This window comes from Francisella noatunensis subsp. noatunensis (assembly GCF_009823375.1).
Classification (GTDB): domain Bacteria; phylum Pseudomonadota; class Gammaproteobacteria; order Francisellales; family Francisellaceae; genus Francisella; species Francisella noatunensis.
In genome coordinates this window covers 1-6,294 of the sequence record NZ_WBSX01000111.1, presented here as the reverse complement: position 1 = coordinate 6,294, position 6,294 = coordinate 1, and the positions used below count along the sequence as shown (strand labels likewise).

Here is a 6,294-nt window from a genome sequence, read left to right as displayed (position 1 = left end):
CTAGCAGATTTACTATTTTAGCCAAGTCTATAGATAGAACAGCTAATTCAATCAATAGAATATTGTACAAAGTATCTAATGGTCATAAAATATTAACAGCTACATTTGATAATGGTAAAGAGTTTGCTAAACATAAGAAGCTAACTAGCAAGACTGGCATCAAAGTATTCTTTGCTGATCCATACACTAGATTTGACAATAACTCTATAGCTCCGGTTTGGGACTCAGCATCAATTCTCATACTACGAAATTTTATCAATTTAAACTTTTTACCATTTCTAGTAACTCTTTCTTGGATAAAAAAAGGAGAGCTTTTATCTTCGATATAGATTGCCAGAGCTGTTATAAACATTATTGGAGCCATTAACACTATAGCAATCGAGCTAAATATGATGTCAAAAATTCTTTTTATAACTTTAGCCTCATAAGATAGACCAAAGTTTTTGATACTCATTGCAAGACTATCACCATGAGGTACTAGAGTAGCTCCCCATACAGATATTTCATATTTTCGAGGAATAATCACCATCTCAACATTACACTGACTCAAAAGTGATAAAGCATTATCATCAAGTAACTTCAAAGCCTTGTCTGAAACAAAAACCTTAGTATAACTTTTGATAATATCAGCTAGCTTCAAGCCCACAACATCTATACTTAAATAACCGTGAATAATTTCATTAGGCAACTTATAGAGGATACCGCTTTACTAAAAAGCCAATCCTGCTCATTATTTTGCCCTATCACTAGCACTTTGTTATAGATAGTTCTTCTCATAAGAGATCTAAAGTAAATACGCAAACATGACAACACTATAATCTGTATAACAAAACCTAAAATAATTATACTACGAGGAAAAGCAAAACCTCTTAGAAAAAATGCTAAAGAAGTAATCACTACTGCTAGTGTAAATGAGCATAACAATACTTTTAGTATATTTCTTGATTTTGAAGTCTTCTCACTATTGGTATATTTTGCAACAAGAAAAATTAATAATGCTGTAATAGCTATAAACGAAGCTAAAAAATTAAAGCTACTAAAATTGGTAATATTATAATCAAAAATATGTAATGGTATAAAATAACTCAGTAAAACAACTATTACTGACAATATCAGCTCTATCGTTTTGAGCATAAATACTGATAAACTAGATTTTCTTGAGTTCATCTCTCATCTTATCAATAGTTTGTTTGTAGCTATCTGAGTTAAAAATAGCTGATCCAGCCACAAAAGCATCAACTCCACAAGCTGCTATCTCTGCAATATTATTAGGGTTAACGCCACCATCTATCTCTAGTAGAATATCTCTACCAGTTGATTTAATCCACTGAGAGACTTCTTTAGCTTTATCTAACATTGCTGGTATGAATTTTTGTCCACCAAAGCCTGGATTTACAGACATGATAAGCACTCTGTCAATATGACTTTCAACATACTTTAGACAATCTATCCCTGTGGCTGGATTCAAAGCAAGACCAGCATCTATACCAAAAGATTTGATTAGCTGTAAGCTTCTATCGATATGCTCACTAGCTTCTGAATGAAATACTATACTACTAGCACCAGCTTTGGCAAAACTCTCAATCAATGCATCTACAGGCTTAACCATAAGATGAACATCCATACCAGCTGAAATACCATAATCTCTCAAAGCCTTGAGAACCATAGGACCAAATGTAAGATTAGGCACATAGTGATTATCCATCACATCAAAGTGAACATTATCAGCTCCTGCTTCTAAAACTGCTTGGACATCATCACCTAATCTTGCTAAATCTGCAGATAATATCGATGGATTAATCTGAAATTTTCTCATTGCTATTTGTCTAAATATATAAAAATTAAAAATAATTTTAACATAACAATAAAAAATATTTGAGCTAATAAATCTCAAAAACTATAATATCTAATGCTGTAAACGCTTTTTATAATAGATAAGGAAAGAGAATCAAATGGATCATATTCAAAATGCTAAACTAACATTTGAACTTGAAATACAAGCTTTAGAGAAATTAAAAAACTCTATAGGTGATGACTTTAAGAAAGCTTGCGACATTATTCTAAACAACAAACAAGGTAGAGTAATCATAACTGGTATGGGTAAGTCTGGTCAAATTGGTAAGAAAATTGCCGCAACTCTCGCTAGTACTGGAACTCCAGCTTTCTTTGTCCATCCTGGGGAAGCTGGTCATGGTGATTTTGGTATGATTACAGACAAGGATGTTGTAGTTGCTATATCTAACTCCGGTAATTCCAGTGAGATTATGGGAATTATGCCAATGATTAAACACCTTGGCATACCTGTAATATCTATTACAAGTAACAAAAACTCATTAATAGCAAAAAACAGTGATGTAACACTCAATTTAGGTGTTGATAAAGAGGCTTGTCCTCTTAATCTTGCTCCAACATCGAGTACAACTGCTACACTAGTCTTAGGAGATGCTTTAGCCATCGCTTTACTTAAAGCCAAGAATTTTTCTGCTAGAGATTTTGCATTTTCTCATCCTAGTGGCGCTCTTGGTAGAAAGCTGATATTAAAAGTAGAAAATATTATGCGTAAAGGCAATGAAATACCTAAAGTCAAATCAACAAATAATCTGCGCAAAGCAATTCTAGAAATAAGTAACAAAGGAATAGGTAGTACATTAGTTGTTGAAGATAACAAACTCTTAGGTATATTTACTGATGGTGACTTAAGAAGAATGTTTGAAGCCGAGAGCTTCAATTCTCAGAAAACAATCAGTGAAGTTATGAGCAAAAACCCTAAAACTGTATCAAGTGATGAAATGGCTATATCAGCTCTCGAGGAAATGGAAAGATTTGAAATTACCAGTTTAGCTGTAGTTGACGGTAAGAATAACGTTGAGGGCATAATAACCATGCACGATCTAGTTAAGTTAGGGCTTAGATAAACACTAGTTTGTTATAAAAATTTTCTTCAGCCAGTGGTCAGCACTTACATATCTTCCACCACCGTATAAGAATAATGTAAATAACATATGAAGTATGTAACAGAAAGTTCCATACCACCATTAAGCATTACAGGATCACCTAACGCAGTAACATAGTTATATCTATCTGGGAAGTTTTGTGATAACCATACAAATAAATCATTTAGTCTTTGCGTAGATTCTGCAGTTTTATCTGCAATTGCCGGCCATCCATGAGCCCAGTGAACCGCGGCACCAGCAACACCCATTACAAACATCATTGGAATAGAAACAAGTCTAGTAAATAAACCTAATGCGATACCAACACAACCGATAACTTCTGCAGAAGTTGCTAAAAATGCCATAACTTCTGGCATAGGCATACCTAAACCACCTTGAGAAGCCGGAGCACCAAACCATGCCACAGTTGTACTAAAACCTTCTATTTTTGATCTAGCTCCTACAAACATAGTCGTCACTAAATAAAGCCTTATACCTAACAAAAGTAAAAAGTCGATAGACTGAAACTTTTGGATAATCTTGTAATATATATCATATATTCTATTTATCATAAATTGCTCCTTATGCTGATAAAGTAATCATATTTTGGTTATGCCAAGAGACTAAACGATTAATTAAGTACTCTTGTTGCTCATTTTTTATTTGCTTAAAATCTTCTGATTCAAAAATATCTATTCCTTTTTCTAATGCTGAACTTAACACAGCGTATTCAAGTGTAGATATTCTTTGGTATGAAGTTCTATGGTTTATATTGCGATAAAGCGCATACATAATATTTTGCACTGTGCTTATTTCTTCATCCAAATTATTTATATCAAAAGGAAGTAGTATAAAAGTTAGTGTCGAATTTTCTTTTATATTTCGGATATCTTTAAAACTTATATTTCTAGAGATTTCTATATTTTCAACAACTTTAGATTCATTTATTTCTATAGAGAAAAGTAGCCACTCAAACTCTATTAACTTAGATAATTTTTCATTCATTTCTACTGACTTTGAAGATTTTAGTATCTCTGTAGCTATTTGATGAAATGCTAGCTCAGATGATATATTGTCCTCAAAAAAACTTTTAAAATCTTATCTTTTAACTCTTGAGAAGCATGCTTACTAAAGTAAGGAAAAGTATTTTCTAAAACACTTAAGACATTCCCAACGATAAATTCACGATACATCTATATTCTATCATCACTTGAATTATCATAACGAATAGCATGAGTAAAGCTTTGCATTTTAGTTTTTATAGATTCAGATATATTCATATTTTTCCCTCTATAACATTTGTTATGCTATTTAACTCATTCACCAGATCATCAAGCTTTGGTACAAAATGATCGCGTTCAAGTAACATTGGGTGACAACCATGTTGCTCTACAGCAAACTTAGCTAGCTCCTTTACTTCGTGTATTACATCTTTGCCATGAGTATCTAAAATAAAATCATCTTTTTTATAGTGCCCTGCCATATGGTAATAATTGACGCTACCTTTATTTATACCTTTTATAAATTCATAAGCATCATAGTTATGATTATGTCCATTAACATAAACATTATTTATATCAAGAAGCATTTTCGCACCACTTCTCTGTAGAATCTCATTGATAAAATCTAGCTCATTCATATCATTATCATATTGGTAGTAATATGAGATATTTTCTAATGTAAGTGGTCTTTTTATAATCTCTTGAACCTGCTCTATGCGATTGCAAATATAAGAAATATTTTCTTTCTCTCTAGGGACTGGTAAAAGATCATATAAGTACCCTTTTTCATCATCAGAAAAACATAAATGATCACTATATATCTCAATATTGTAATCATCTAAGAATGCTCTAATTTCATTCAGGAATTTCTTATTAAGCGGCTGAAATCCACCTATTGATAAGCTCAAACCATGAGCTATGATAGGATAAATACTAGCAACCTTATCAAGATAGTCTTGCTTAAATCCTCCTAAACCCATCCAATTTTCTGGAGAAAGCTCAAGAAAATCAATTCCATCAACTTTTTGTGTTGATAATATTGACTGATGTTCAGATCTTAGACCTATACCTTGACATTTACCGATCATTGTCCACAAACTCCATTAGAGCATTTACCCAACTGCTCTATCTCTTTTTTATCTTGCTTACCATAAGCTTTACAGACTTTAGTACCACAATTACCATCTCTTGCTCTGACAAGTTTTCCATCTTGCTCATCAGCATCAACATCAACTACACCAAATTTTTTAAGTGAGCCACATTTACCGCTAGCACATTTACCTTCACCTTGAGCTATTGGACCACTCTCAGATGAATCCTGAACCTGTGTAACTGGTGCTTTTGCTTCTGCTGCTAAAGCAATACCAAACGACATAGAAGCTGTTAAAGCGATTGTTAAAGGTATTTTTTTCATATTAAATTCTCCTATTTAACTCCATTAACTGGGAAACATGCTAAATCTCGACCTTCATAAACAGGTCCTTTATAATACTTTTTAACTATCTTTGTTGACTCGTCTTTAAGTACCAAACCTTTACCTAAGAAATGACTTAAAACTAATGCTTTTGGATTAACTGCTGCAGCAACTTGTCCAATGACTGATGGTTTAGCATGTAAGAAACTACCTGCTGCATCAGCACTTTCATCAATTGGCATCGGCATCATTAGAATATCTGCATTTTTTGCAAATTTAATAAACGCGTCTCTAAATTTATCATGCTCATTACTACCACCAGCACCAGTTACAACGATAGTACCTTTCTTAGACACAATCTTATATGCCAAAGTTGGAACATCACCTTTAGGAATACCTAAAGCCCAAACAGTAAATTCATCATTTGAAAAGACCTTAGTTGGTTCTAATTTTGTATAGTCAACATTTGTTACAGGATCAAGCTTAAAAGGAAAACCATCTGTACCCGTAAGTATTCCATGTAAATATGCAAAAGCACCATGATCTTTTCCAAATACTCTCTGAAGGAAATCCGTCGCGCTTGGGAAAAGACCTGAATGTGTAGGGCCTGAGAACGGAAGATTCTCTGTTCTTTTGGAGAAATATGCTCCTTTTAATATCGCTGGAATATCTGCTGAATGATCCGCATAGAAATGAGTCATATTGATTGAGTCTAAATCTTCTAATCTAGCTCCTGATTGACCAAATCTAAGATATGTACCACCACCAGCATCAATCAAAATTTTAGATTTACCATCAATCCATATCGAGTTATACTCGAATCTAGTGTATGATGAAAATCTAATATAGAAATAAGCGGTGTATTCGCAGCAGAATGATAGAATTATTTTGCAAAATATAAACTCTTAACTGAGGAATACACACATGACAAAAAGTAACATAATAG

Annotated in this window: 5 protein-coding genes and 5 pseudogenes; 2 read left to right on the top strand and 8 right to left on the bottom strand. The window is 33.0% G+C overall.

The annotated features are described in order from the left end of the window. Positions 1–329: pseudogene (locus tag F8C69_RS11495) on the top strand (hypothetical protein); the annotation flags it as partial. On the opposite strand, the pseudogene F8C69_RS11490 reads toward F8C69_RS11495, so the two are convergent. The 3 genes and pseudogenes from F8C69_RS11490 to rpe all read right to left on the bottom strand — a co-directional run. Continuing rightward, positions 269–454 (bottom strand): annotated as a pseudogene (locus tag F8C69_RS11490) (sugar transferase); the annotation flags it as partial. The pseudogenes F8C69_RS11495 and F8C69_RS11490 overlap by 61 nt on opposite strands. A 203-nt stretch (positions 455–657) precedes the next feature. After that, positions 658–1,167, bottom strand: coding sequence for a nucleoside-diphosphate sugar epimerase/dehydratase (locus F8C69_RS11485; RefSeq protein WP_236352421.1), 510 nt, complete (start codon positions 1,165–1,167; stop codon positions 658–660). Then, on the bottom strand, positions 1,148–1,816 hold the full coding sequence (gene rpe, locus F8C69_RS08470) for a ribulose-phosphate 3-epimerase (RefSeq protein WP_159184877.1): 669 nt from the start codon (positions 1,814–1,816) through the stop codon (positions 1,148–1,150). Before rpe ends, F8C69_RS11485 begins: the two co-directional genes overlap by 20 nt. A gap of 136 nt (positions 1,817–1,952) precedes the next feature. On the opposite strand from rpe, the gene F8C69_RS08465 reads away from it, so the two are divergent. Then, the gene (locus tag F8C69_RS08465; protein WP_159184876.1) at positions 1,953–2,915 is read left to right on the top strand and encodes a KpsF/GutQ family sugar-phosphate isomerase; all 963 of its coding nucleotides are present in this window, start codon (positions 1,953–1,955) and stop codon (positions 2,913–2,915) included. A 3-nt stretch (positions 2,916–2,918) separates the two neighbouring features. Here the strand turns inward: F8C69_RS08465 and F8C69_RS08460 are convergent. The 5 genes and pseudogenes from F8C69_RS08460 to F8C69_RS08440 form a co-directional block, all read right to left on the bottom strand. Continuing rightward, a pseudogene (locus F8C69_RS08460) lies at positions 2,919–3,505 on the bottom strand (HvfX family Cu-binding RiPP maturation protein). A 10-nt stretch (positions 3,506–3,515) separates the two neighbouring features. After that, a pseudogene (locus tag F8C69_RS08455) lies at positions 3,516–4,213 on the bottom strand (HvfC/BufC family peptide modification chaperone). Further along, complete coding sequence (locus tag F8C69_RS08450) at positions 4,210–5,022, bottom strand: MbnB/TglH/ChrH family RiPP precursor modification enzyme (RefSeq protein ID WP_192189650.1); 813 nt, start codon at positions 5,020–5,022, stop codon at positions 4,210–4,212. The pseudogene F8C69_RS08455 and the gene F8C69_RS08450 overlap by 4 nt, the downstream one beginning before the upstream one ends. After that, complete coding sequence (locus tag F8C69_RS08445; RefSeq protein ID WP_159184874.1) at positions 5,019–5,348, bottom strand: hypothetical protein; 330 nt, start codon at positions 5,346–5,348, stop codon at positions 5,019–5,021. The genes F8C69_RS08450 and F8C69_RS08445 overlap by 4 nt, the downstream gene beginning before the upstream one ends. A gap of 11 nt (positions 5,349–5,359) precedes the next feature. Continuing rightward, positions 5,360–6,154, bottom strand: a pseudogene (locus tag F8C69_RS08440) (MBL fold metallo-hydrolase); the annotation flags it as partial. Positions 6,155–6,294 lie beyond the last annotated feature (140 nt).